Here is a 22,049-nt window from a genome sequence, read left to right on the forward strand (position 1 = left end):
ACCGCCAAGACCCGCGCGGCCCCGGCTCATGGCCGGAGCGCGCATCGAGAGACCCCGGGCAATCCCGCCCCACTAACGGAGTCGCCGCCATCGCATCGGCGACCCATCACAAAACGGAATGGAGAACACACAATGCGTCACGGCTCCGGATACCGCCGTTTCAACCGCACGCACGAACATCGCAAAGCCCTGTTTGCGAATATGGCGGGCTCGCTGATCGAGCATGAGCAGATCAAGACCACCCTGCCGAAGGCGAAAGACCTCAAGCGGGTGATCGACAAGCTCATCACCCTCGGCAAGCGCGGCGATCTGCACGCCCGCCGCCAGGCCGCCGCGCAGCTCAAGCAGGACATCCACGTCGCCAAGCTGTTCGAAGTCCTGGGCCCCCGCTATGCCGAGCGCTCGGGCGGCTACTGCCGCGTCCTGAAGGCCGGCTTCCGTTATGGCGACATGGCCCCGATGGCGATCATCGAGCTGGTCGACCGCGACCCGGCCGCCAAGGGCTCGGCCGACCGCGCCCGCCTCGAGGCCGAAGAGATGGCCGACGCGGACGAGGACTGACCCGGTTCTGGGGTCGGGCCGGACACGCCGGTCCGACCCCTCGCCATCGACGCGGCGCAGCGGTCCGCGTGCTCCCTCGCAAGAGATTGTGGGGGCGCTCATTTAAACCGTTGATTGCAGGAGATTTGTTGTCCATCAGGGCGGGGGGGGGAAACCTCGTTCGGGGTGCGATGGACAAGCTGGCGTTCGACAGGGAGCTGAAAAAGCTAGATAATTTTGCAGAAGCGGGCTATTTCCTCGCGCTGCATATCCGGTTCACCTCCCCGCTGATGTTCTTCCAGACCTACGACCAGGCCTGGATCGATACCTATTCCGAAAAGGGGTACGTGCTGCGCGACCCGATGACCGCGTTCGCCTTCTCGCGCGCCGGCTGGACCCGGTGGAGCAACCCGCGCATTCCCGATCCGTTCGGTATATTCGAAGAGGCGAAGGCCCACGGCCTGAAGTTCGGCGCCACGGTCTCGACCGGTCCGATCCTGTCCCGGACCGTCTGCTCCGTCGCCCGCTCCGACCGCGAGTTCGAGGATCACGAGATCCTCACGATCGAGGTCATCGTCAAACGGCTGCACCAGATGGTCGAACCGACCCACCGCCTGACCAAGGCGCAGGCCGAAGCGCTCAAGCTCATCGCCGACGGCTACCGTCACGCCGCGGCGGCCAACATGCTCGGCATTTCCGAATCAGCGCTCAAGGTCCGGCTGGCTGCCGCACGAGAGAGGCTGATGGCAAGGACTACCGCAGAGGCGATCCAGCGCGCGAAGGATTTCAATCTGCTCTAGGGCGCGGGCGCCGAACGTCGATCTTCCTGCGGCCGGGAAAATCTCACTACAACAGAGGCATCACCTCTTGTCTCGGAGAAAAACATGCAGGCCACGACCCTGTCTTTCGCCAACCTCCACAACCATGGCGAGCTTTTTGCGAACATGCTTCGCGCTAGGCACGAGCTCTTCATCCAGCACAACCGCTGGGATCTCCCTCACGCCATGGGGATGGAGTACGACCAGTACGACACCCCGGCCAGCCGCTGGGTTGTCGTCCATGACGAGCTCGGCCAGGTGCTGGCGGGCAACCGGCTGACCCCGACCACCACGCATTGCGGCATCTACAGCTACATGATTCGCGACGCGCAGCGCGGTCTGCTGTCCTCGATCCCGGCGAACCTGCTCTACGAGGAGGCGCCGGTGTCGCCGACCGTGTGGGAAAGCTCGCGACTTTTCGTCTCACATCGCGTCCCGGCCGGCCAGCGCCGGCGCGTCCACGCCCAGCTCGTGCTCGAGCTCGGCAAGGCCGCGCGGGAGCTGGGGGCGACCCACTGCCTGACCCTGCTGGCCGCGAACTGGCCCCGCTGGGCCGCGCGCGTCGGGGTCGACATGACGGCGATGGGTCCGGTGATGATGATCGAGGGCGTCGAGAACCAGGTCGTCTCGATGAACTTCTCCAGCGCCCTGCACTGACGACGTAGCAAACCGGCCCGGCGCCTTGCGGTGCCGGGCCGTCCGCCTAAGGTCGCGCCATGGCGGATCTGTTCGACAGAGGCGACGACGACGGCCCGGCCCCCGCGGCCGCGGCGGGCCCGCGCCCGCTGGCCGACCGTCTGCGCCCGCAATCCCTGGCCGAGGTGATCGGGCAGGAGCATGTCCTCGGCCCCGACGCGCCGCTCGGCGCGATGCTCGCCTCCGGCAACCTGTCGTCGCTGATCTTCTGGGGTCCGCCCGGCGTCGGCAAGACGACCATCGCCCGCCTGCTGGCGCGCGAGACCGACCTGCACTTCGTCCAGATCAGCGCGATCTTCACCGGCGTGCCCGAGCTGCGGAAGGTGTTCGAGGCGGCGAAGATCCGGCATCGGAACGGGCAGGGGACGCTGCTGTTCGTCGACGAGATCCACCGCTTCAACAAGGCGCAGCAGGACGGCTTCCTGCCGCACATGGAGGACGGCACGATCCTCCTCGTCGGCGCCACGACCGAGAACCCCTCGTTCGAGCTGAACGCCGCGCTCCTCTCCCGTGCGCAGGTGCTGGTGCTGGAGCGGCTGGACCTTGCCCATCTGGAGCTGCTCGCCCAGCGGGCGGAGAAGGAGCTGGGGCGCGCCCTGCCGCTCGACGCCCGCGCCCGCGAGGCGCTGCTGGAGATGTCGGACGGCGACGGGCGGGCGCTGCTGAACCTGATCGAGCAGGTGACCGGCTGGACGGGCGAGGGCAAGCTCACCACCGCCGACCTGCAGAAGCGGCTGACCCGCCGCGCCACGCTCTACGACAAGTCGGGGGAGGAGCATTACAACCTCATCTCCGCCCTGCACAAATCCGTCCGCGGCAGCGACCCCGACGCCGCCCTCTACTGGCTGGCCCGGATGCTGGCCGGGGGCGAGGAGCCCCGCTACCTCGCCCGCCGCATCACCCGCATGGCGGTGGAGGATATCGGCCTCGCCGACATGCAGGCGCAGCGCCTGTGCCTCGACGCGTGGGAGACCTACGAGAGGCTCGGCAGCCCGGAGGGAGAGCTGGCGCTCGCCGAGGCGGTGATCTACCTCGCCCTCGCGCCGAAATCGAACGCCGCCTACGGCGCCTACAAGGCCGCGATGGCCGCGGCGAAGCAGAGCGGGTCCGAGCCGCCGCCCAAGATCATCCGCAACGCACCGACGAAGCTGATGAAGGAGCAGGGCTACGGGGCGGGCTACGAATACGACCACGAGGCCGAGGACGCGTTCTCGGGGCAGAACTACTTCCCCGACGGGATGAAACGGGGCGTCTACTACCTGCCGGTCGACCGCGGGTTCGAGCGGGACCTCAAGAAGCGGGTCGACTGGTTCGCCGGCCTGCGCGAGAAGCGCGGCAGGTGACGCTGCCGGATCTGACGCCGGACTGCACGCGCTGCGACGCGCTCTGCTGTTCCCTTCTGGCGTTCGACGAAGGGGAGATGTTCGCCTTCGACAAGCCGGCGGGGCAGGGGTGCCGGCACCTCTGCGGGACCCGCTGCACCGTCCATGACCGGCTGGCGGAGGAGGGGATGCATGGCTGCGTCCGCTTCGACTGCCAGGGCGCGGGGCAGCGGCTGATGCAGGGGCTGTTCGCGGGGCAGAGCTGGCGCGACGGGCCGCAGGTGGCCGAGCGCATCGCCAGCGCCTTCCGCGACGTGCGCGCCGTCCACGCCGCCCTCGACCTCCTCGTCCTCGCCGGGCGCCTGCCGTTGTCCGCCCCCGCCGAGGCCGACCGCCGCCGCCTCCTCTCGTCCCTCTCCGCCGACCCTGCCGACGAAGCCGCCCTCGCCGCCCTCGCCACGCGCGCCCCCGAGGCCCACCGCTTCCTCCGCTCGCTGGCGGGGGAGGTCGCAAGGGGCGGAGCCGGCAGGTAGCGGGCCTGACCCGGAACTTCGCCCGGCGGCGCGCTGCACCTTTATCCGCGCCGGGCCCCGGCTCGGGGCCGGGGCGGGCGTCCGGAGACAGGGCACCCGTCCCGGGCCTGACCCGGCTGGGGCGGGCGTCCGGAGGCAGGGCACACGTCCCGGGCCTGACCCGGGACCTCGCCCTGCGGGGCCGGGCGCCTGATCTGCGCGAGGCCCAGGCGCAAGGCCGGGGCGCGTCGGTCGATTGGAAGTCCGACACACCCGCCGCCCCGTCCTCCTTGACTTTCGCCCCTCGTCCCAACAGACCGCGCCCATGCTCGCCACCACTCTCCAGGTCGCTCTCGGCGGCGCGATCGGCGCCTCGGCCCGGTACCTCACCGGTGTCGGGATCGCGCGCCTGCACGGGGTCGCGGGCTTCCCGCTGGGCGTACTGACGGCAAACGTCCTCGGCTCCTTCCTGATGGGCCTTCTCGTGTCGTCCCTCGGTCGCGCGGGTCTCGCCCACCTGAACCCCTTTCTCCTCACCGGCCTCCTCGGCGGCTTCACCACCTTCTCGTCCTTCTCGCTGGAGGCGGTTACCCTGTGGGAACGCGGGCAGCCCGCCGCCGCGGCCGCCTACGTGACCCTCAGCGTCGGCGTCTCCATCGCGGCGCTGCTCGCCGGCCTGTGGCTCGGCCGCGGGGTGGCGGCGTGAGCGGCGTGCAGACGATCACCGTCGGCGAGGACGACGCCGACCAGCGCCTCGACCGCTGGCTCAAGAAGCGGTTCCCGCAGCTGACCCAGGGCCTGATCGAGAAGATGTGCCGCAAGGGCGAGCTGCGGATCGACGGCGGCCGGGTCAAGTCCAGCACGCGCGTCGCGGCGGGCAGCCAGGTCCGCGTGCCGCCGCTGCCCGACACCGCCCCGCCGCCCCCGACCGCGAAGCCGAGGGTGACGGACGCAGATGCGCGGATGATCCAGGACGCGGTGATCTGGAAGGACCAGCACGTCATCGCCCTCAACAAGCCTGCCGGCCTGCCGACGCAGGGCGGCTCCGGCCTCGGCGATCGCCACGTCGACGGCCTCTCCGAGGCGCTGATGTTCGGCTACAAGGAGCGGCCCAAGCTGGTGCACCGGCTGGACAAGGACACGTCCGGCCTGCTGCTGCTCGCGCGTACCGACCGCGTCGCCCGCCGCCTGTCCGAGGCGCTGCGCCACCGCAACGTCCGCAAGGTCTACTGGGCCGCCGTCGCGGGCGTGCCGACCCCGCGCAAGGGCACCATCAAGTATGGCTTGGTGAAGGCCGGCGCCCGCGGCGAGGGCGAGAAGATGCGCTGCATCCTGCCCGACGAGGTCGCGCGCACCGAGGGCGCCAAGCGCGCCGTCACCGACTACGCGGTGATCGAGGGACTGGCGACCCGCGTCGCCTGGGTCGCGCTGGAGCCGGTGACAGGCCGCACCCACCAGCTGCGCGCCCACATGGCCGAGATCGGCCATCCCATCGTCGGCGACGGCAAGTACGGCGGGCAGGGGCAGGAGAATCTCGGCGACGGCTGGGGCGCCGGCCTCGGGCCCGAGGTCGGGCGGCGGCTGCACCTGCACGCCCGCTCCCTCACCGTCGAGCATCCGGTGACGGGAGAGATCCTGACCCTGACCGCGCCCCTGCCGGACCATATGGTCAAGACCTGGGACTTCTTCGGCTGGCAGCCCGCCGAGGCCCCCGACGATCCGTTCGAGGAGGAGGCATGAGCCGCCTGCGGCTCGTCGTGTTCGACGTCGACGGAACCCTCGTCGACAGCGCCGGCGGCATCGTCGCGGCGATGGAGGCGGCCTATGCGGGCGTCGGCGAGGCGCCCCCGACCGAGGCGGCGATCCGCTCCATCATAGGCTTCTCGCTCGACGTCGCGTTTGCGCGCCTGTCGCCGGCCATCTACGCGCGGCACCGCGACGCGCTGGTGGACGGCTACCGCGCCGCCTATCTCGGCGCGCGAGAGCGGGACGGCGCCGCGGTCGGCAGCCCTCTGTATCCCGGCGCGGCCGAGGCGGTGGTGCGGCTTGCGGCGGACCCCTGGACCCTGCTTGGAATCGCGACCGGCAAGGCGCGGCGGGGCCTCGACGCGGTGCTGAAGGAGCACGGCCTGCTGCCGCACTTCACGACGCTGCAGACCGCCGACCTGCACCCGTCCAAGCCCGACCCGTCGATGCTGCTCGCCTGCCTGGCCGAGACCGGCGTGGCGGCGGAGGATGCGGTGATGGTCGGCGACACGACCATCGACATGGACATGGCCCGGAATGCCGGCGTGCGCAGCGTCGGCGTCGCCTGGGGCTACCACCCGGCGGACAGCCTGCGCGCGACCCGCGTGATCGACCGCTTCGACGAGCTGCACGCGGCGCTGGACGACCTGTGGAGGGCGCCGGCATGAGCGGCTCGGGCTGGGCGCTGAAGCGGTTCTGGGACGCGGCCACGGTCGCGGAGACGGAGGCCGGCTGGGCCATCCTCCTCGACGGGCGCCCCGTGCGCACGCCGTCGAAGGCGCCGCTCGCGGTGCCGACCCGGGCCCTGGCGGACGGCATCGCGGCCGAGTGGGACGCGCAGGAGGGCCACGTCGATCCCGGCACCATGCCGCTGACCCGCACCGCGAACTCCGCCATCGACAAGGTCGCGCCCGAGACGGCGGCGGTCGCCGACATGCTGGCCGAGTACGGCGCCACCGACCTCCTCTGCTACCGCGCCGACACCCCGGCCGAGCTGGTCGCGCGGCAGGGCGCCGGCTGGCAGCCCTGGCTCGACTGGGCCGCGGCCACATTCGGCGCCCGGCTCGAGGTCGCGACGGGCGTGATCCCGGTCACGCAGGATCCCGGCGCCCTCGCCGCACTCGCGGCCGAGCTGCACGCGCTGGACCCCTACCGCCTGTCGGCGGCGCACGAGTTCGTCACGCTGTCCGGCTCCCTCGTCCTGGGGCTCGCGGTGCTGAAGGGCGCCCTGCCGCCCGAGGAGGCGTGGACCCTCAGCCGCATCGACGAGGACTGGCAGGCCGAGCAGTGGGGCGAGGACGAGGAGGCGGCGGAACATGCCCGTCTGAAACGTGCCGCTTTCCTGGACGCCGCCCGCTTCCTTCGCCTCGTTTCCGATCAGGACTGACCGCGCGCGGGGCGCACAGCGCCCGAAACCCTTCAAACATGGGGGGACGCGGCGTCAATCTGGGGGCAACTCGGTATTGACCTCCAACGGCGATCCGCCCAACCTGTGAGCGTCGTGGGGCGCCCGGCCCCCGCATCCGGCGTACAGGGAGCGTCGGGACAACAAAAAGCCGACCCGCCGGGAACATTGCGGGCCGGAAATCAGGAAGAGGTAAACAATGACCAGATCCGTTTTCTTCGGTGCGCTGACCGTCGCCGGTCTCGCGGCCGGGGTTGCGTCGGCAGCCACTCTGGATGACGTGCGCGAGCGCGGCACCCTGAACTGCGGCGTCACCACGGGCCTCGTCGGCTTCGCCGCGCCGAACGCGAACGGCGAGTGGGAGGGCTTCGACGTCGGCATCTGCCGCGCCGTGGCCGCCGCCGTGCTGGGCGACCCGCAAGCCGTCAACTTCGTCCCGACGACCGGTCAGACCCGCTTCACCGCACTGGCCTCGGGCGAGATCGACCTGCTTGCGCGCAACACCACCTGGACCTTCAGCCGCGACGTCGACCTCAAGTTCGAATTCGTCGGCGTGAACTACTACGACGGCCAGGGCTTCATGGTGCCGCGCGCCCTCGGCGTGACGTCGGCCAAGGACCTCGACGGCGCGACGGTCTGCATCCAGACCGGCACCACGACCGAGCTGAACCTCGCGGACTTCTTCCGCGTGAACAACATCAGCTACGAGCCGGTGCCGATCGAGACCAACGCCGAGGCGCAGCAGCAGTACCTCGCCGGTGCCTGCGACGTCTACACGACCGACGCGTCCGGCCTCGCCGCGACCCGCGCCACGTTCGAGAATCCGGGCGATCACGTGATCCTGCCCGAGATCATCTCGAAGGAGCCGCTGGGCCCGCTGGTCCGTCACGGCGACAACGAGTGGGGCGACATCGCCCGCTGGACGCTGAACGCGCTGATCGCGGCCGAAGAGTACGGCGTCACCTCGGCCAACGTCGAGGAACTGGCGGCGGGGACCAACAACCCCGAGATCAACCGCCTGCTCGGCACCGAGGGCGAGCTGGGCGCGATGTTCCGGCTCGAGAACGACTGGGCCCAGAACGCGATCATGGCCGTCGGCAACTACGGTGAGCTGTTCGAACAGAACATCGGCGAGTCGACCCCGATCGGCCTGGCGCGCGGCCTGAACGCGCAGTGGACCGAAGGCGGCCTGCTCTACGCGCCGCCGTTCCGCTAAGACCACGACCCGGGGCGCGGCACAGGCCGCGCCCCGGTTCTTTCAGGGCGCCGCAAAGAGCGCCGGGCCGGGGGACAACGGCCCGCCAGGGGAAGGAAGAATGCCGCGACGCGGGACGCAGCCGGAGCAACCGGCGCGGTATCCGCCGAGGCGGCCCACCGGGGAGACACCATGGCGACGACCACGTCGACCGACCCGCATCGCTCGGGATTCCGGCTCAGCCAGCTCATCTACGACACGCGGTACCGATCGATCACGATCCAGGTCATCGCGCTGATCCTTCTGGTCGCCGCCTTCTGGTGGCTCATCAGCAACACGGTCCAGAACCTCGCGCTGCTCGGCAAGGACTTCGACTTCGGGTTCCTCGGTGCCCGCGCCGGCTATGATATCAACCAGATGCTCATCGAGTACGACAACTCGATGAGTCACGGCCGCGCCGCCATCGTCGGCATCCTCAACACCCTTCTCGTCGCCTTCCTGGGCTGCATCACCGCGACCGTCCTCGGCGTCATCGCGGGCGTCCTGCGCCTGTCCAAGAACTGGATCGTCGCCAGGCTGATGGCGGTCTACGTCGAGGGCTTCCGCAACGTGCCGCTGCTGCTGTGGATCGTCCTGATCTTCGCGGTGATGACCGAGGCGACGCCGCAGCCCCGCGACTTCCGCGTGCTGGACGACGGGACCTCGGGCGCGTCGATGCTGCTCGGCGACACGATCGCCATCACGAACCGCGGCGTGTTCATCCCGGCCCCGGTCTGGGGCTCCGGCGCACTGGCGCTGCTGATCGTGTTCCTCGCCTCGCTGGTCGCGATCTTCGGCTACCGCCGCTGGGCCGCCGCCCGGCAGGAGAGGACGGGCCAGATCGCGCCGACCTTCACCGTGTCGCTCGCGCTGTTCTTCGTGCCGACGATCCTCGTCTTCCTCGTCATGGCGTTCGTGTCCGACCGGCAGACGCTGATCGCCTACGGCGGCGCGGCCGACCAGGACTTCGCCACCTTCGCCGAAACCCTCGGCCCCGACGGCCGCGTCTCCGCCTGCGTGGTGCCCGGCACGACCGAGGCGCTGCTGACCCGCCGCCTGCTGCGCGGCGGCCCCGCCGCGTTCGACCTCGTGCCCGTCTCCGGCCCCGAGGACGCGATCGCCCGCGCCGAGGCGGGCGAGTGCAACCTCGTCTCGCTGCCCCCCGGCACCGATCCGGCGACGGTCCCGGCCGGCGGCTTCGCCCTGACGGATTCGCCCCGCGCCGGCAACCCCGTGGAGTTCGACGTCCCCGTCCTCGGCGGCTTCAACTTCGAGGGCGGCCTGCAGGTCCGCAACTCGCTGATCGCGCTGTGGCTGGCGCTGTCGCTCTATACCGGCGCCTTCATCGCCGAGATCGTGCGCGGCGGCATCCTCGCCATCTCGCGGGGACAGAGCGAGGCGTCGTTCGCCCTCGGCCTGCGGCCGAACCGCACGATGCGCCTCGTCATCCTGCCGCAGGCCCTGCGCGTCATCATCCCGCCGCTGATCTCGCAGTACCTGAACCTGACCAAGAACAGCTCGCTCGCCATCGCGGTCGGTTACATGGACGTCCGCGCGACCTTGGGCGGCATCACGATCAACCAGACGGGACGAGAGCTGGAGGGCATGCTCCTCCTCGGCAGCTTCTACCTGGCGCTGTCGCTGCTGATCTCGGGCGTGCTGAACGTCTACAACAACCGCGTGAAGCTGAGGGAGCGCTGAGACATGAGCGACACGCACGCGCAAACCGTCCGCTTCGTCCGCGAAAGCATGCTGCCGCCTGCCGAACCGCCCACGAAGGAGCGGGGGGCGGTCAAGTGGGTCCGGGAGAACCTGGTCTCGTCCTGGCTGAACGCGATCCTGACGATACTGTCGATCTACTTCATCTGGTACGTCGTCAGCCACGTCGCGCCGTGGTTCCTCAACGGCATCTGGGACGCGAGCAGCCTGAGCGAGTGCCGCGAGATCCGCGACGCCACGCTCGGCCCCGACGCCGAGGCGGCCTGCTTCGCCGTCATCGCCGACCGTTGGCAGCAGCTCCTCTTCGGCTTCTACCCGCAGGACCAGTACTGGCGGCCCGTGCTGGCGCTGGTCGCGTTCTTCGTCGCGCTCGCGCCGGTGCTGTTCCCCGGCCTGCCGAAGCGGATGCTGTGGTTCACCGCCGCGTCGCCGTTCGTGATGTTCTTCCTGATCTGGGGCGGCTCGATCTGGGGGCCGATCTTCATCGCCCTCGGCTTCGTCATCGGCTGGCTCGTCTGGCGTTTTCTTGCACCCGTGGCCGGGCCGATCCTCGCCCTGATCGCCGCGATCATCGTCCCGATCCTGTACTGGTACTTCGTCGCCGGCCTCGCCGCGACCGAGGCGGGCGGCCTGATCCCCATCGGGCTGGAGCGGGTGGAGAGCCGCGACCTCGGCGGGTTCCTCCTGTCGATCATCATCGGCCTCTCCGGCATCATCCTGTCGATGCCGCTGGGCATCCTCCTGGCGCTGGGGCGGCAGTCGGACCTGTTCCTCATCAACAAGGTGTCGGTCGGGTTCATCGAGACGATCCGCGGCGTGCCGCTGATCGTCTGGCTGTTCACCGCGCAGCTGATCCTGGGCTACTTCCTGCCGCCGGGCACGACGTTCGACATCACGCTGCGCGTCATCATCATGGTGACGCTGTTCTCGTCGGCCTACATCGCCGAGGTGGTCCGCGGCGGCCTTGCTGCGCTGCCCAAGGGCCAGTACGAGGCGGCCGACGCGCTCGGCCTCGACTACTGGAAGTCGATGCGGCTCATCATCCTGCCGCAGGCGCTCAAGATCTCGATCCCCGGCATCGTCAACACCTTCATCGGCCTGTTCAAGGACACGACGCTGGTGGTGTTCATCGGCCTGCTCGACCCGATCGGCTTCTCGAATGCCATCCGCGCCTCGACCGACTGGAACGGCATCTACTGGGAGCTGTTCGTGTTCATCGGGGTCCTGTTCTTCATCTTCTGCTACTCGATGGGCCGCTACTCGCTCTACCTCGAGAAGAAGCTCGCGCGCGAGCACCGCTAAGGGAGCCTTTGGCAATGACCGACACGTCCATCGAAGCGCGCGAGATCGACCGGAGCCAGATGAGGGTCTCGGACGAGCTCGCGATCGAGATCACCGACATGAACAAGTGGTACGGCACGTTCCACGTGCTGCGGGACATCAACCTCAGCGTCTATCGCGGCGAGCGGATCGTGATCTGCGGGCCGTCGGGGTCGGGCAAGTCGACGCTGATCCGCTGCATCAACCGGCTGGAGGAGCACCAGTCCGGGCGGATCATCGTCGACGGGACCGAGCTGTCGTCGGATCTCAAGAACATCGACAAGATCCGGTCCGAGGTCGGGATGTGCTTCCAGCACTTCAACCTGTTCCCGCACCTGACCATCCTCGAGAACTGCACGCTGGCGCCGATCTGGGTCCGCAAGGTGCCCAAGCGCGAAGCCGAAGAGACGGCGATGCACTTCCTGACCAAGGTGAAGATCCCCGACCAGGCGAACAAGTATCCCGGCCAGCTGTCCGGCGGCCAGCAGCAGCGGGTCGCCATCGCGCGGTCGCTGTGCATGCGGCCGCGGATCATGCTGTTCGACGAGCCGACCTCGGCCCTCGATCCCGAGATGATCAAGGAGGTGCTCGACACGATGATCGAGCTCGCCGAGGAGGGGATGACGATGATCTGCGTCACCCATGAGATGGGTTTCGCCCAGGCGGTCGCGAACCGGGTGATCTTCATGGACCAGGGCCAGATCATCGAACAGAACGAGCCGCGGGAGTTCTTCAACAATCCGCAGTCGGACCGGACCAAGCTGTTCCTGAGCCAGATCCTCGGCCACTGAGCCGACGGATGGCCGGACACGCGAAGAGGCGGCGCCCGGCGCCGCCCCTCGCATTTCCGTCCCGCTGGCGTCAGCCGCGGATCTTCCTGGTGATCTCGATCAGTCGGTTCATCTGGAACGTGATGGACTTGCGCCCGGTCTCGTCCAGCTCGCCCGGCTGCTTCGAATAGCCGTAGGGGTTGCCGCCGTCCTCGAACTTGAGAGGGTCGGCATAGCCCGGCGCGACGATCACTGCGCCCCAGTGCATCGCGCTGATGTAGAGGTTCATCAGCGTCGTCTCCTGCCCGCCATGGACGTTCATCGCGGACGTCACCCCGGTGACGGTGGCGTTCACCATGCCGCCCCGCTGCCAGAGCGGGCCGAGCGTGTCGATGAAGGCGCGGGCCTGGCTGGCCATGCCGCCATAGCGGGTCGGCACCGACCAGAACTGCGCGTCGGCCCATTCCAGGTCGTCGGGCGTGACTTCGGGGATGTCCTTCTGACGCTCGGCCTCGGCCTTCCAGGCCTCCTGGCCGTCGATGACCGACTGCGGGGCGGTCTCGGGAATACGGCGCAGCCGCGCCTCGACGCCGGCCGCCTCGGCCGCCTCTAAGGCCGCCTGCGCCATGCCGTGGTTGGTGCCGTAGGTCGAGTAGAACAGGACGAGGACCTTCGTCATCGGAGACTCCCTGGAAGTTGCGGAACTGACGGCGGGCAATATAGCGCGCGACGGCGCCTCCGCCTCCCTCTGCCCCCGCGCCTGCCATGTGCGGAGATGCGCAGACGGCGGCAATCTATTCAAGATCGCGCGGCACGACGAAGTCGGTGACGGTGCCCGCACCATAGCCGACGTCGCCCCAACGGCTCGCGTCGAAGTCGAGGATCGTGGTCGCGCCGGTCGGATAGTCGGCGAAGCGGCGGTGATCGGGCGGCGCCGCCGCCAGCGCCGCGGCGAATTGGGCGATCCCGTCATTGTGGCCCACCATCGCCACCACCCGGCCCGACGCCCCGTGCAGCACCCGCAGCATCTCGTCCGCCTCCGCGAGGTAGAGGTCGGGCAGCAGCCAGGCTTTCGCCGGCGCGGGCATCTTCGCCGCGATCAGCTCCCACGTCTGCCGGGTGCGCAGCGCGTCCGACACCAGCGCCTCGTCCGGCGCGGCCCGCCCGGCGATCCACCCTCCGATCCGGGGCGCGGCCCGCCGTCCGCGGTCGTCCAGCGGCCGGTCGCGGTCGGCGAGGCCTCGCTGGCCCCAGGCTGACTTCGCGTGGCGGATCAGGACCAGCCGCAGGCTCATGGATGGAACGCGGCCATGTGGTGCGCCGACTGCGCCGGCAGCCGCAACTCCGCGCCCACCGGACAGGCCCGCCGCACCAGGCACCCGCCCTCCCGGCACTCCCGCCCCTCGGGCCGGTCGAGCCAGGCGTGGCAGGCCGCCACGTCGTAGCCGGCGGTGGTGAGCGCCCGCGGCGGGCACGCGGTTTCGCACGGGCGCGCGCAGGTCTCGCAGGGACGGGGCGGGGCAGGGGGGATGTCCATCGCGACGGGGAAGGCGAGCGCGCAGCGGAAGGAGACGAACAGGCCCCTTGCGGCATGCACGAGCAGCGTGACCGGCGAGGGCACCGCACAGCCGGAGGCGGTCGCCCAGCCAATGAACGGCTGCCAGGGCGGCCCGCCGAACGGGAACAGCGCCTCGGCGCCGAGCTCCGCCGCCAGCGCGGAGCCGACCCGGACCGACCAGCGGTCCACCGGATCGGGCGCCCCGTCGCGCCATTCCGCGCTGGCCCGCAGGATGTCCCAGAAGGCCGGCTCGTCCGGCCCCAGCAGCAGTACCGCCTCGGCCGTACCGGGCCGCAGGGGATGCCCCTCCGGCGTGTTCAGCCCGCCGAGGACCGCCAGTCCCACCCGTCGGGCGGCGCGGTCCGCGTCCGCCGGCGTCACGGACCGCGCGGCGTCACCCGCGGCGCGCTCGACCGGATGATCGAGCCCGCGCCGTGGTCGGTGAACAGCTCCAGCAGGGTCGCGTTCGGCAGCCGCCCGTCGAGGATGACGACCGCACGCACCCCCTCCTCGATCGCCTTCAGCGCCGTCTCCACCTTGGGGATCATGCCGCCCGCGATGGTCCCGTCCGCGATCATGTCGCGCACGTTCTCGGGCGTCAGTTGCGTCATCACCTGGCCTTCGGCGTTCTTCACGCCCGGCACGTCGGTCAGCAACAGCAGGCGGTCCGCCTTCAGCGCCCCCGCGATGGCGCCCGCCGCCGTGTCGCCGTTCACGTTGAACGTCTCGTTGGGGTCCATCCCCGTCGCCACCGGCGCGATGACCGGGATGATGCCGGCGGCGAAGAGGTCGCGCAGCACCTGCACGTTCATCTCGATCGGCCGGCCGACGAAGCCCAGCTCGGGATCGTCCGCCTCGCAAACGATCAGATCGTCGTCCTTGCCCGACAGGCCCACCGCCCGGCCGCCCTCGTCCATGATGGCCTGCACGATCCGCTTGTTGACGAGGCCGGTCAGCACCATCTCGACCACCTCGACGGTGGCCTTGTCGGTGACGCGCTTGCCGCGGACGAAGGTGCTCTCGATCCCCAGCCGCTTCAGCAGGTCGTTGATCATCGGCCCGCCGCCATGGACGACGACCGGGTTGAGGCCCACCTGCCGCATCAGCACCACGTCGCGGGCGAAGTCCGCCATCTCCTCGACGCCGCCCATCGCGTTGCCGCCGAACTTCACCACGACGATCGCGCCGGAATAGCGCTGCAGGTATGGGAGCGCCTCGGACAGGGTACGGGCGGTCAGGGTCCAGTCACGGTCCATGTTCTGCTGTCTCATGCTGTGGCCTGCCAGGGATAGCACCCTGTCGCCCGCGGGCAAGCCTCAGAGGGCGGCGATGGCCGCGCGCAGCGTCGCCAGCCCCTCGCCCTTCTCGGACGAGGTCAGCGCGATCTCGGGAAACGCCGCCGGGTGCGTGGCGAGCACCTTGCGGGTCTTGTCCAGCGACGCCTCCAGCTCGCGCCCCCGCGTCTTGTCGGCCTTGGTCAGCACCGCCTGGAACGGCACCGCCGCCCCGTCGAGGAGCTTCATGATCTCCTCGTCCACCGCCTTGGCCCCGTGCCGCGCGTCGATCAGTACGAACGCCCGCCGCAGCGACGGCCGTCCGGCGAGGTAGGCCTTGAGCAGGCGCTGCCACTTCTCCACCACCGGCTTCGGCGCCTCGGCGAAGCCGTAGCCGGGCAGATCGACGAGGTAGTGGCTGGTCCCCAGCTCAAAGAAGTTGATCTCCTGCGTGCGCCCCGGCGTGTTCGACGCGCGCGCCAGCCCCTTGCGGCCCGTCAGCGCGTTGATGAGCGACGATTTCCCGACATTCGACCGTCCGGCGAAACACACCTCGGGCCGGTCCGCCGGCGGCAGGCCGTCCATCGCGACGACGCCCTTGAGGAACGTCACCTCGCCGGCGAACAGCCGGCGGCCCGCCTCCTCGGCCTCGGCCTCGGGCGGCGGCGACAGAGGGAAGGGCAGCGTGCTCACTTGCCCTTCTTCGGCGCCTTGTCGGCGTTCGCCGTCGCCGGCTCGCTCCGGCGGAAGCCGGACCGGATGTTGCCGAACACATCGGGCTTGTGCCCGTGCAGCCGCATGATCGTGTACTGCTGCAGGAACGTGATCGTGTTGTTCGCGATCCAGTAGATGACGAGGCCGCTGGCAAAGCTGCCCAGCATGAACATGAAGACCCACGGCATCCACGCGAAGATCATCCGCTGCGTCGGATCCGGCGGCGCCGGGTTCAGCTTCTGCTGCAGCCACATCGAGATCCCGAGGAGGATCGGCAGCACGCCCAGCGAGAAGATGAAGAAGAACGAGGACGGATCCGGCGTGCCGTAGGGGAGCAGGCCGAACAGGTTCAGGATCGAGGACGGGTCGGGCGCGCTGAGGTCGCGGATCCAGCCGATCCAGGGCGCATGCCGCAGCTCGATCGTGACGAAGATCACCTTGTAGAGCGAGAAGAAGATCGGAATCTGCAGCAGGATCGGCAGGCAACCCGAGGCCGGGTTCACCTTGTTCTTGCGGTACAGCTCCATCATCCCCTGCTGGAGCTTCTGGCGGTCGTCGCCCGCCTGCTCCTTCAGCTTCTCCATCTCGGGCTGGAGTTCCTTCATCCGCGCCATCGAGATGTAGGACTTGCGGGCGAGCGGGAAGAGGACGGTCTTGATCAGCAGGGTCAGGACGATGATCGACCAGCCCATGTTGCCGATGAGGCCGTTGAGGAAGTGCAGGACGCGGAAGATCGGCTTGGTCAGGAAGAAGAACAAGCCCCAGTCGATCGAGTCGACGAAGCCCTGGACGCCGCCTTCCTCGTAGGCGTGGATCGCCTCCCACTCCTTGGCGCCGGCGAACAGCATCGAGGACGCCTCGGCGGTCGCACCCGGCGCCACGGTCAGCGCCGGCTGGATCGCCTCGGTCTGGTAGACGCCGTTGCCGTAGCGGGCGACCGAGCGGAAGGGCGTGCCCGGCTCTGGGATCAGGGTCGTCATCCAGTACTTGTCGGTAAAGCCGATCCAGCCGTCGGCGGCGACCTCGGTCCGGCCCTCCTCGACGGCGAAATCCTCGAGATCGTCGTAGTCGATCTCCTCCAGTTCGCCGTCCGACATCCGCACGACGCCCTCATGCAGGATGAAGAAGGCGTTGCTGTCGGGCAGGCCGTGCCGCGCGACGAGGCCGTAGGGCCGCAGCGACAGCTCGGCGTCGGTGGCGTTCTCGACCGACTGGGTGACGGTGAACATGTACCGCTCGTCCACGGCGAAGGTCTTGCGGAAGGTCAGGCCGGCGCCGTTTTCCCAGACCAGCGTGACGGGGCTGTCCGGCCCCAGCGTCTCGCCGCTCTCGACCTCCCAGACGGTGTTCGGACCGGGCACCTCGCCCGTCCCCTCGCCGCCGATCCAGCCGTGGAGGGCATAGTACGGCAGCTCGCCGCCCACCGGCGACAGCAGGCGCACGAGGTCGCTCTCGGGGTCCAGCGTCTGGCGGTAGTCGGCGAGCGACAGGTCGTCGATCCGCCCGCCCTCCAGCGAGATCGAGCCGGTAAGCGCGCCGCTTTCGATGTCGATCCGGGGCGCCTCGGCCACCGCGACCTCGGTCTGCGGCGAGTCCTGCCCCTCGGCTCCTCCGGCGACCTCTGCCCCCGGCGTCATCGTCCCGTCGGGTCCGATCGTGCCGTCGTTCGGCGCGAGGTCCTCGACCAGCTCGCCCTCGGGGCCGGTGGTGCCGGGCGCCTGTTCCTCGGGCGGGAACAGCAGGAACCAGGTCAGGATGACCAGGAAGCTCAGCGCCGTGGCGAGGATGAGGTTCTTGTTCTGATCGTCCATCGCGCGTGGATACCGTCTGTCGGGGAGGGGCGGGATGGCGCCGCTTCAACAGGCCAAGGGGCGAAAGGTCAAGGGGGCAGGGCGCCGCCGATCACGCCCGCGCTACGCGCGCGAGGGGTGCCGCGGTTCCGGAGCGCCGACGTCAGCCCCCGCCCGCTTTCCGCCGGAGCCTTGCCGCCAGGTCGTCCGGATCCAGTGCTCCCTGTGCCAGCGCCACGATCCGCGGGCCGATGTCGGCGGTGTCGAGCTGCAGCGCCGTGCCGTTCAGTTCGAGGACGACGACCGCCGCCTCGTAGGCCGCCCGCTTGTTCGCGTCGTTGAAGAAATGCCCGCGGGCGATCGCATCCGCATAGGCGGCCGCAAGGTCGAACACGTCGCCGATCATGCCGTAGGCGAGCCGGTTATCGACGCGCGCGAGGGCGCTCTCGAGCGACTCGTCGCGCGCACGACCCGGAAGCTCGCTCTCGTTCAGGACCGCGTCGTGAATCGCCTCCACCACCTCGGCCGATAGCAGTCGCCAGGTCATTTGTCCTTGAGCCAGTCAAGCACCGGCTGATCGATCTCGCGCCTCCGTGCGAGGACGTCCGAGACCTCCTCCCTCGTCGCGTACCGCATCTCCTCCTCCGGCACCGCCTCCGCCGGGACGAAGTACCCGACCAGGCGCGAGTTCTTCAGCACCGCCACCGGCTTGCCGCCGGCGCGGTCGAGGACCTTCTGCGGATCCCGCATCTCGGTCATGCTGGCGATCTGGTTGGTGAGCAGACGGGTCATCGGATGCCTCCTGTGCTGCGCATTACAATAGTCACTCCACTGCGCACGAGCAATCCGCCGCACCCGCGCCCGGCCCCTTTCCGCCCCGCCTCGCTTGCGGTATCTGACGCCGATCCAAAGGGGCCCCTCGCATGACCGACCTCTCGCGCATCCGCAACTTCTCGATCGTGGCGCACATCGACCACGGCAAGTCGACGCTCGCCGACCGGCTGATCCAGCTGACCGGCACCGTGGCCGAGCGGGACATGAAGGCGCAGCTTCTCGACGCGATGGACATCGAGCGCGAGCGGGGGATCACCATCAAGGCGAACTCCGTCCGCATCGACTACCCCGCGCAGGACGGGCAGACCTACGTCCTCAATCTCATCGACACGCCCGGCCACGTCGACTTCGCCTACGAGGTCTCGCGCTCCATGCGCGCGGTCGAGGGGTCGCTCCTCGTGGTGGACGCCACGCAGGGGGTCGAGGCGCAGACCCTCGCCAACGTCTACCAGGCGATCGACGCGGGCCACGAGATCGTGCCCGTCCTCAACAAGATCGACCTCCCCGCGGCTGAGCCGGCCCGCATCCGCGAGCAGATCGAGGACGTGATCGGCATCGAGGCGCACGACGCCATCGAGATCAGCGCCAAGACGGGCCTCGGCATCCCCGACGTGCTGGAGGCGATCGTGCAGCGCCTGCCGGCGCCCAAGGGCGACCGCGACGCGCCGCTCAAGGCGATGCTGGTGGACAGCTGGTACGACAGCTACCTCGGCGTCGTCGTGCTGATCCGCGTCATGGACGGCGTCATCCGCAAGGGCGACACGATCCGCATGATGAAGACGCAGGCGACCTACAAGCTGGACACGCTTGCCGTCCTCAAGCCCGCCATGACCCAGATCGACGAACTGGGCCCCGGCGAGATCGGCGTCTTCACCGCGTCGATCAAGCAGGTCCGCGACACCCGCGTCGGCGACACGATCACCCATGAGAAGAAGCAGACCGCCACCGCGCTGCCCGGCTTCAAGCCGTCGGTGCCGGTCGTCTTCTGCGGCCTCTTCCCCGTCGACGCCAACGACTTCGAGGACCTGCGCGACGCGATCGAGAAGCTCGCCCTCAACGACGCCTCCTTCACCTATGAGATGGAGACCTCGGCCGCCCTGGGCTTCGGCTTCCGCTGCGGTTTTCTCGGCCTCCTCCACCTGGAAGTCGTCCGCGACCGGCTGGAGCGCGAGTACGACATCGACCTCATCACCACCGCGCCGTCGGTGGTCTATCGCCTGCACCTCAAGTCCGGCGAGGTGAAGGAGCTGCACAACCCCGCCGACATGCCCGACCTGACCCTCGTCAGCCATATCGAGGAGCCGCGGATCAAGGCGACGATCATGGTCCCCGACGACTACCTCGGGGACGTGCTGAAGCTCTGCCAGGACCGCCGCGGCATCCAGGCCGACCTGACCTACGCCGGCACCCGGCCCCTCGTCGTCTACGACCTCCCCCTCAACGAAGTGGTGTTCGACTTCTACGATAGGCTGAAATCGGTAACGAAGGGTTACGCGAGCTTCGACTACCAGCTGACGGGCTATCGCGAGGACAACCTCGTGAAGATGCAGATCCTGGTGAACGACGAGCCGGTCGACGCCCTGTCCATGATGGTCCACCGCGACCGGGCCGAGATGCGCGGCCGCGCCATGGTCGAGAAGCTCAAGGACCTGATCCCCCGCCACATGTTCAAGATCCCGATCCAGGCGGCCATCGGCGGCAAGGTCATCGCGCGCGAGACTTTGTCGGCGCTGCGCAAGGACGTGACGGCGAAGTGCTACGGCGGCGACGCCACGCGGAAGCGCAAGTTGCTCGACAAGCAGAAAGCGGGCAAGAAGAAGATGCGCCAGTTCGGGAAGGTGGAGATCCCGCAGGAGGCGTTTATTTCGGCGCTGAAGATGGATGGGTGAGGGTTTAGAATGAATCGCGACTCATTCTCCGTCGAGCTAAGGGACTTCCGGCAGGGCGCAGGGCTAACTCGAAAAGACCTTGCGAGCATACTGGGCGTGAGCGATTACACGGTCCGCTCCTGGGAAAACGGTAAATCCAATCCCCAAAGCAGCACGCTTTGGGCTGTTCTTGATCGGTTGTCAGGTCCACGCCAGCGTGTTTCGTTTCGTCGAGTGGAGCTAGAGCCTCTGCGTCGCATTATTGAGGACTACGCGCGATCTATGGACCTTTCGCCGGTCGAAAGCGTTCATACTAAACTCCTGCGAATAGAGAGAACGCTGTCGAGCACAGTCCTAAAGGCTGCGCAGACCGACTTTCGATTTGAACCCGATACCGGCATTTTGCGGCCGATACCCTTTTTGTCGGACCTCGAGCTTTTCGACTCAGCTAACAAGGCTAGGGTGAGGGAAATCCTAGAAGATGCCGCCGATTCGGCAGAGGAAATTTCGGAAAGACTGGAGGGGTCGAATTTAGAGCAACGGTACTTTAGAAAAGCTTTTATTAGTTATCATTCTCAGTGTAAGCGACGCGAGCCAAATCCGAGGATTCTAGAAAGAAAAGGTAGTTTGATTCGGTACGTCTTTTCGAATGAAAACATTGATCAAGCCCTCAACTCGTATTTGATGAAGGAAATAAGTCAGTTTCTCACCATACATGACGAACTGATGCGGGGCTTGTTCGGTCAGATTCTCCACGAAACCCGTGAGATCAAGGCGGACAAAGTTTCCGAGAGGGAGATTTTCGACACCCCCGGGAGGTTTAAATCAGCGGCGCAGCAACTTGACGGCATCGCCAGTCGCGAAGAAGTGAACGGCGCTTACTCAGCCGGTATCGACCCGCAGATAGTCGATCTCGTGAGCGACATTGCGCTTGAGGCTGACGAATTGGCTGCTGGGGTTAGGAGTTCAAACGATCCGAGTACGCGACAGCTGCGGATGGCGAGGCTCAAGACTACAGTCTTCCACGGAGCGATCTTGCTTGGCAGGCTTATCTACAGGGTCGGGGGGGCAGCGCTATCTCATGTGGGGTCTGTCGCTTCAATTATTGGTGTTATTGAAATTGCCCATCCGGGAACGGTTCGAGCAGCCTACGAATTACTCCGGGCCGTAGTTCCCGATTTGCCTCCAATTCCACCGATCTAAGCTTGTTGGATCTATGAGTTCAGTGATCAATAGATTGGCTAGTGGGAACTGTTGACCGTTTCAGTTCCCCCGCCAGCAGCCCCGGCACCGAGATGTCCTCGTCCAGCACCTCCCAGTGCAGGCCGAACGGGCTGATCTCCACCGCCTCCCGCTGATCCGGAGAGGCGGCGAGCAACCGGGGGAACCAGGCCAGCGGCACGCCCAGCGTCCGGCCGTCCGACAGGGCCACCCACATCGAGTCGGCGTCGAACCGCACGCTATCCGCCGAAATGCTCATGCCACGCCCTTTCGATCTCGTCCGCCCGCTCCGCCACGATCCCTGCAATCTCGCGCAGCGACCGGGCATCCAGTCCAGCGCTCCGCGCGACCTGCACCGGCCGCACCCAGAGCTTCGCCTCGCCGCCGCCCCGCGCCACATGAACATGCACCGGCTCCCTCGGATGGCCCTCGTTCGAGTAGAAGAAGAACCGGAAGCCGGCATGACGGAAAATTGTCGGCATGCGCAAAGATAGCGAGAATGGCTGTCGATTTCCACGTCCTTCCGCCGCGACGGAACCCGCACCGCCGTCCGTATCAGCTCCGTCCCCAACCGGAGCCGCCCCATCCGCACCCTTTCCGCCCTCTTCCTCGCCGTCGCCGGGGGCCTGTCCCTCGCCGTATTCCTGACCTCCGCCAGATTCGCGGACGTCGCTCCGGTCTGCGCCCTCGCGCTGCAGCCCTAGCGGA

The 22,049-nt window shown here is 68.3% G+C and carries 25 protein-coding genes; 15 read left to right on the plus strand and 10 right to left on the minus strand.

Annotation, left to right across the window (positions count from 1 at the left end):
• Positions 1–132 precede the first annotated feature (132 nt).
• From rplQ to A37W_RS0109905, 13 genes are all read left to right on the plus strand, one after another.
• Positions 133–561, plus strand: a complete 429-nt coding sequence (gene rplQ, locus A37W_RS0109845) for a 50S ribosomal protein L17 (RefSeq protein WP_026198404.1) — start codon at positions 133–135, stop codon at positions 559–561.
• Positions 562–731: 170 nt separating this feature from the next.
• Positions 732–1,340: an autoinducer binding domain-containing protein gene (locus A37W_RS0109850; protein ID WP_018302868.1), complete on the plus strand. Its 609-nt coding sequence runs from the start codon at positions 732–734 to the stop codon at positions 1,338–1,340.
• Between the two features lie 84 nt (positions 1,341–1,424).
• On the plus strand, positions 1,425–2,015 hold the full coding sequence (locus tag A37W_RS0109855; RefSeq protein WP_018302869.1) for an acyl-homoserine-lactone synthase: 591 nt from the start codon (positions 1,425–1,427) through the stop codon (positions 2,013–2,015).
• Positions 2,016–2,074: 59 nt separating this feature from the next.
• Positions 2,075–3,397, plus strand: a complete 1,323-nt coding sequence (locus A37W_RS0109860; RefSeq protein WP_018302870.1) for a replication-associated recombination protein A — start codon at positions 2,075–2,077, stop codon at positions 3,395–3,397.
• On the plus strand, positions 3,394–3,909 hold the full coding sequence (locus A37W_RS0109865; protein WP_018302871.1) for a hypothetical protein: 516 nt from the start codon (positions 3,394–3,396) through the stop codon (positions 3,907–3,909). The genes A37W_RS0109860 and A37W_RS0109865 overlap by 4 nt, the downstream gene beginning before the upstream one ends.
• 304 nt (positions 3,910–4,213) lie before the next feature.
• Positions 4,214–4,594, plus strand: a complete 381-nt coding sequence (gene crcB, locus A37W_RS0109870; RefSeq protein ID WP_018302872.1) for a fluoride efflux transporter CrcB — start codon at positions 4,214–4,216, stop codon at positions 4,592–4,594.
• On the plus strand, positions 4,591–5,628 hold the full coding sequence (locus tag A37W_RS0109875; RefSeq protein ID WP_018302873.1) for an RluA family pseudouridine synthase: 1,038 nt from the start codon (positions 4,591–4,593) through the stop codon (positions 5,626–5,628). The genes crcB and A37W_RS0109875 overlap by 4 nt, the downstream gene beginning before the upstream one ends.
• On the plus strand, positions 5,625–6,302 hold the full coding sequence (locus A37W_RS0109880) for an HAD-IA family hydrolase (RefSeq protein WP_018302874.1): 678 nt from the start codon (positions 5,625–5,627) through the stop codon (positions 6,300–6,302). The genes A37W_RS0109875 and A37W_RS0109880 overlap by 4 nt, the downstream gene beginning before the upstream one ends.
• Positions 6,299–7,021: an ATP12 family chaperone protein gene (locus A37W_RS0109885; RefSeq protein WP_040753805.1), complete on the plus strand. Its 723-nt coding sequence runs from the start codon at positions 6,299–6,301 to the stop codon at positions 7,019–7,021. The genes A37W_RS0109880 and A37W_RS0109885 overlap by 4 nt, the downstream gene beginning before the upstream one ends.
• Before the next feature lie 217 nt (positions 7,022–7,238).
• Entirely contained in the window at positions 7,239–8,255 is a 1,017-nt protein-coding gene (locus A37W_RS0109890; RefSeq protein ID WP_018302876.1) for an amino acid ABC transporter substrate-binding protein, read from the plus strand.
• A gap of 171 nt (positions 8,256–8,426) precedes the next feature.
• Positions 8,427–9,974, plus strand: a complete 1,548-nt coding sequence (locus tag A37W_RS0109895) for an amino acid ABC transporter permease (protein ID WP_018302877.1) — start codon at positions 8,427–8,429, stop codon at positions 9,972–9,974.
• A gap of 3 nt (positions 9,975–9,977) precedes the next feature.
• On the plus strand, positions 9,978–11,294 hold the full coding sequence (locus A37W_RS0109900) for an amino acid ABC transporter permease (RefSeq protein ID WP_018302878.1): 1,317 nt from the start codon (positions 9,978–9,980) through the stop codon (positions 11,292–11,294).
• A gap of 14 nt (positions 11,295–11,308) precedes the next feature.
• Positions 11,309–12,103 (plus strand): amino acid ABC transporter ATP-binding protein, encoded by a 795-nt coding sequence (locus A37W_RS0109905; protein WP_018302879.1) that lies wholly within the window; start codon positions 11,309–11,311, stop codon positions 12,101–12,103.
• 70 nt (positions 12,104–12,173) lie between these two features.
• On the opposite strand, the gene A37W_RS0109910 is transcribed toward A37W_RS0109905, so the two are convergent.
• The 8 genes from A37W_RS0109910 to A37W_RS0109945 form a co-directional block, all read right to left on the minus strand.
• Positions 12,174–12,761, minus strand: coding sequence for an NAD(P)H-dependent oxidoreductase (locus A37W_RS0109910; RefSeq protein WP_018302880.1), 588 nt, complete (start codon positions 12,759–12,761; stop codon positions 12,174–12,176).
• A 115-nt stretch (positions 12,762–12,876) separates the two neighbouring features.
• On the minus strand, positions 12,877–13,377 hold the full coding sequence (locus tag A37W_RS0109915; RefSeq protein ID WP_018302881.1) for a SixA phosphatase family protein: 501 nt from the start codon (positions 13,375–13,377) through the stop codon (positions 12,877–12,879).
• On the minus strand, positions 13,374–14,021 hold the full coding sequence (locus A37W_RS0109920) for a hypothetical protein (protein ID WP_026198405.1): 648 nt from the start codon (positions 14,019–14,021) through the stop codon (positions 13,374–13,376). The genes A37W_RS0109915 and A37W_RS0109920 overlap by 4 nt, the downstream gene beginning before the upstream one ends.
• Positions 14,018–14,911, minus strand: a complete 894-nt coding sequence (gene argB / locus A37W_RS0109925; protein WP_026198406.1) for an acetylglutamate kinase — start codon at positions 14,909–14,911, stop codon at positions 14,018–14,020. Before argB ends, A37W_RS0109920 begins: the two co-directional genes overlap by 4 nt.
• Before the next feature lie 45 nt (positions 14,912–14,956).
• Positions 14,957–15,607, minus strand: a complete 651-nt coding sequence (yihA, locus tag A37W_RS0109930; protein WP_018302884.1) for a ribosome biogenesis GTP-binding protein YihA/YsxC — start codon at positions 15,605–15,607, stop codon at positions 14,957–14,959.
• Positions 15,604–17,439, minus strand: coding sequence for a membrane protein insertase YidC (gene yidC, locus A37W_RS0109935; RefSeq protein ID WP_018302885.1), 1,836 nt, complete (start codon positions 17,437–17,439; stop codon positions 15,604–15,606). Before yidC ends, yihA begins: the two co-directional genes overlap by 4 nt.
• Positions 17,440–17,581: 142 nt before the next feature.
• Positions 17,582–17,965 (minus strand): type II toxin-antitoxin system death-on-curing family toxin, encoded by a 384-nt coding sequence (locus tag A37W_RS0109940; RefSeq protein WP_018302886.1) that lies wholly within the window; start codon positions 17,963–17,965, stop codon positions 17,582–17,584.
• Positions 17,962–18,210, minus strand: a complete 249-nt coding sequence (locus A37W_RS0109945; protein WP_018302887.1) for a type II toxin-antitoxin system Phd/YefM family antitoxin — start codon at positions 18,208–18,210, stop codon at positions 17,962–17,964. Before A37W_RS0109945 ends, A37W_RS0109940 begins: the two co-directional genes overlap by 4 nt.
• A 131-nt stretch (positions 18,211–18,341) precedes the next feature.
• Between A37W_RS0109945 and lepA the strand changes: the two genes are divergently transcribed.
• Both lepA and A37W_RS23195 read left to right on the plus strand, forming a co-directional pair.
• Positions 18,342–20,141 (plus strand): translation elongation factor 4, encoded by a 1,800-nt coding sequence (gene lepA / locus A37W_RS0109950; RefSeq protein ID WP_018302888.1) that lies wholly within the window; start codon positions 18,342–18,344, stop codon positions 20,139–20,141.
• Positions 20,142–20,150: 9 nt separating this feature from the next.
• The gene (locus A37W_RS23195) at positions 20,151–21,323 is read left to right on the plus strand and encodes a helix-turn-helix domain-containing protein (protein ID WP_040753775.1); all 1,173 of its coding nucleotides are present in this window, start codon (positions 20,151–20,153) and stop codon (positions 21,321–21,323) included.
• A 19-nt stretch (positions 21,324–21,342) separates the two neighbouring features.
• Here A37W_RS23195 and A37W_RS0109955 read toward each other — a convergent pair whose 3' ends face one another.
• Positions 21,343–21,600, minus strand: coding sequence for a DUF2442 domain-containing protein (locus A37W_RS0109955; protein ID WP_018302889.1), 258 nt, complete (start codon positions 21,598–21,600; stop codon positions 21,343–21,345).
• Positions 21,581–21,823: a DUF4160 domain-containing protein gene (locus A37W_RS0109960; RefSeq protein WP_026198407.1), complete on the minus strand. Its 243-nt coding sequence runs from the start codon at positions 21,821–21,823 to the stop codon at positions 21,581–21,583. The genes A37W_RS0109955 and A37W_RS0109960 overlap by 20 nt, the downstream gene beginning before the upstream one ends.
• Between the last annotated feature and the right edge of the window lie 226 nt (positions 21,824–22,049).

It is taken from the genome of Wenxinia marina DSM 24838 (genome assembly GCF_000379485.1).
Classification (GTDB): domain Bacteria; phylum Pseudomonadota; class Alphaproteobacteria; order Rhodobacterales; family Rhodobacteraceae; genus Wenxinia; species Wenxinia marina.